This window comes from Kistimonas scapharcae, assembly GCF_039540975.1.
Taxonomy (GTDB): domain Bacteria; phylum Pseudomonadota; class Gammaproteobacteria; order Pseudomonadales; family Endozoicomonadaceae; genus Kistimonas; species Kistimonas scapharcae.
On sequence record NZ_BAABFL010000039.1, the window covers coordinates 1 to 2,915 of the forward strand.

General features: G+C 52.4%; 6 protein-coding genes. All 6 read left to right on the forward strand.

What is annotated here, in order from left to right:
- Positions 1 to 252, forward strand: a 252-nt coding sequence (locus ABD892_RS02615) for a hypothetical protein (RefSeq protein ID WP_345193552.1), incomplete at its 5' end; no start/stop codon positions are given.
- Between the two features lies 1 nt (position 253).
- Positions 254 to 739, forward strand: coding sequence for a phage virion morphogenesis protein (locus tag ABD892_RS02620; RefSeq protein ID WP_345193554.1), 486 nt, complete (start codon positions 254 to 256; stop codon positions 737 to 739).
- Positions 732 to 1,178, forward strand: a complete 447-nt coding sequence (locus ABD892_RS02625) for a hypothetical protein (RefSeq protein WP_345193557.1) — start codon at positions 732 to 734, stop codon at positions 1,176 to 1,178. The genes ABD892_RS02620 and ABD892_RS02625 overlap by 8 nt, the downstream gene beginning before the upstream one ends.
- A 2-nt stretch (positions 1,179 to 1,180) precedes the next feature.
- A complete protein-coding gene (locus ABD892_RS02630; RefSeq protein WP_345193559.1) occupies positions 1,181 to 1,930 on the forward strand; it encodes a phage tail tube protein in 750 nt (249 codons plus the stop codon).
- 128 nt (positions 1,931 to 2,058) lie between these two features.
- Complete coding sequence (locus tag ABD892_RS02635; RefSeq protein WP_345193561.1) at positions 2,059 to 2,616, forward strand: C2H2-type zinc finger protein; 558 nt, start codon at positions 2,059 to 2,061, stop codon at positions 2,614 to 2,616.
- A 69-nt stretch (positions 2,617 to 2,685) separates the two neighbouring features.
- A partial coding sequence (locus tag ABD892_RS02640; protein ID WP_345193563.1) for a hypothetical protein occupies positions 2,686 to 2,915 on the forward strand: 230 nt, incomplete at its 3' end.

The window sequence follows — 2,915 nt, forward strand, 5'->3', positions numbered from 1 at the left end:
AAGATCAAGTTCACCAGTAATGCGCTTTCCAAAAGCGGTGTGCTATGCACTGATATCACGGTCTACGAACCTGCCGCCCCGAACTACACCCGGTTAGCAGCCCAGACTATCCACCAGGATAACAGTGGTAATCAGGAAGCCACCCTGGTTCATGGCGTGGTGAAAAAGACCACGGGTATCAGCCAGCTGAAACTGGTGACCACCCATGCCCCGTTTGCCGGCGGCATGGTGAAAATCTACGGGATGGCCTGACATGCTGTCGCTCAAGGACGCCACCCAACAGATACAAAGCCTGATGGATACCGTCATGCGGTACCAACGCAGGCGCACCCTGTTTACCCGTCTGGGCCGGGTGATGAAAACCGACACCGGCATGAACTTCAGGCGTCAGCAGTCGCCGGATGGTGAACCCTGGGAACCACTAAAGCTTCGTCAAGGCCGTATCCTGAGCGATACCGGACGACTGCGAAACAGTATCCACTTTGAAGCCGATGATGATCAGGTGGTGATCGGCACCAATGTGAAATACGCACGTGTGCATCAGTTCGGCGCGGTGATCAAACCGGTGAAAAAGCAAGTACTGGCCTTTCCTGATGGGCGTGGCGGGACAGCCTTTGCTCATCAGGTCACGATTCCGGCCCGTCCCTTTATCGGTATTGAAGAACGACAGATTAACCTGATTCACGATGCCATGACCCAATGGCTGCGGGATATCACAAGGGGGCGGCGCAATGCTTAACGATGCGCTGACCGCTATCACACACTGGTTTGCCGACCAGCTGTCCGTACTGGTCAGTGATGTGGACAGCCACCCGGGCCGCTTTACCGAGGCCGAGCTGGAACGGATGCTGCTCTCTAACAAAGCGGTCAGGATAGCCATCGAGACCGCACCGGGACTGACCATCACCGGGCAGGGCATCCACCAGGCCCGGTTGCTGATGGCAGCCTATATCATCTGCGGCGACAGCGGCGGTGTAGACCGTCACAAAAGTGCGCTGGAGATCGTCGAGCATATTATCGGCCTGCTGCCCTATAACCGGTTCGACACAACCTATCTTCGCAGCATCGACCCGAAAACCATCACTGCCGAGAACCTCTACAGCGGCGAGATCGATAACCGGGGGATCGCCATGTGGGGCGTGTCCTGGGAGCAAACTGTCACCAATCAAGGGAACTGATCATGGCGCAAACCGACCGTTCATACATGGGCAAGGGCACCATCTACCTGAAGCGTCGCGGCGGCAGCACCGGGCTGATACCTGTGGGTAACTGCTCGGCGCTGGAAATCTCCTTTGAAGAGGAGAAAAAGGAGCAAAAGGATTACACCAGTCCCGGCGGCGGCAATACCAACGTGGTGTCGCGTATTGATAATGTGACAGGCTCGCTGACCGTACTGGATATTACCGCTGACAATCTGGCCCTTGGTCTGCGCGGTGCAGTAACCACAGAAGCCGGTGGCAATACAGTCACCGATGAGCTGATCGCTGCCACCGGCGCTGATGGCGAACTGCTGCCGTTTGCCTTTGTGCCGGATACCACCACTATCACCGTTACCGATGCAGTCAACAGCACGGCGCTGGCAGAAGGTGTGGATTACGACATCACCCCCAACGGCATCACGGTGATCGGCTCTGGCACTATCAGCAATAATGGTGTTCATGCCACCTATGACAAGGCTCCGCAGGAAATCCTGCAGGCATTGGTCGAAGCTGGACAGGAGTTCACCCTGTTCTTCGACGGCCTCAATGAAGCGCAATCCGGCAAAGCGGTGGCCATCACCCTGCACCGCATCAAGTTCTCGCCTGTGCAGGGCCTGCCGTTTATTGGCGATGAGTTTGCCGAGGCGACAATGGAGTTTGAAGTCCTGTCCGACAATACCATCACCGGTGCAGGGATCAGCCGGTTTATGAAGGTGGTGCAGGCAGTTTGAGTCATAAAGCAAAACGCCAATGACTGACAGAGGTGTCATCCAGATCAACAACACGGGAACCTGCTGTCTGTCTGTCTGTCTGTCTGTCTGTAAAACAGTAATTCATCATTTCTTAGAAGGAAAACACTATGCAAAGTAATCAACCCGGCGGAGCAGGATTGCCATTTGCCCCAATCCCTCAACGTTTGTATTTCACTCGAAGTGAATTAGATCAATCTTTTCAAGCTGGTTATTTTCAAGGATATCAAGCCGGTTATGACAAAGGACAATCCGATGAAGTAGCCCGTTCCCTGTCTCAAATGATGCAAGCTACAAGTACACAAACCACAACGGCTACGATCACAACTCAGGCAAGGGCAATATCAATAGCACATGCACAGGGTAGACAATCAATAGCTACACAACCAGAATCACCAGATGTTGACCTTCCAGGCCCATCAGGACATTTACGACAAGATCCACAAGCCCAAACCCCAAGTCAATCACAAAGAATACAATGTCCGCATTGCCCGAAAACATTAAAAAAGAATTCATATCAAGTGCATTTGAGACAACATACAGGTGAAAAACCGTATAAATGTCCAGCCTGTGATGAGAGATTTAAACAGAATGGTAACTGTCATTTGCACATACGAAAGCATCATCCCGGTCAACCAGAGCTACGTCCAATATATGAAAAACGGTAATTTCAAGATTTTGTAATGAAGCATTGAGTGATTTTTGGGACTGATTCATAACAAATAGGATCACACCAGATGGCAAGAATTACTCAGAGCGTAATGAACATCATCATTCGCGCCAAAGACCTCGCCAAAGGGACGCTGGCGAAGGTCACCCGCCAGTTGCGCGGAATGGGGGATGAAAGCCGAAACACCGAAAACCAGTTTTCTCGTCTTGCCCGCTCTTTCCGAAATTTGCTGCTGGCCGGCACCGGTTTTTATGCCCTGAAAAGAGCCATGACCGGCGTATTGTCTACCGGTGATCA

Bases quoted from the DNA above. Each gene is read 5' to 3' on its own strand.
- ABD892_RS02635 (WP_345193561.1), top strand. From the start codon at position 2,059: ATGCAAAGTAATCAACCCGGCGGAGCAGGATTGCCATTTGCCCCAATC.
- ABD892_RS02620 (WP_345193554.1), top strand. From the start codon at position 254: ATGCTGTCGCTCAAGGACGCCACCCAACAGATACAAAGCCTGATGGAT.
- ABD892_RS02630 (WP_345193559.1), top strand. From the start codon at position 1,181: ATGGCGCAAACCGACCGTTCATACATGGGCAAGGGCACCATCTACCTG.
- ABD892_RS02625 (WP_345193557.1), top strand. From the start codon at position 732: ATGCTTAACGATGCGCTGACCGCTATCACACACTGGTTTGCCGACCAG.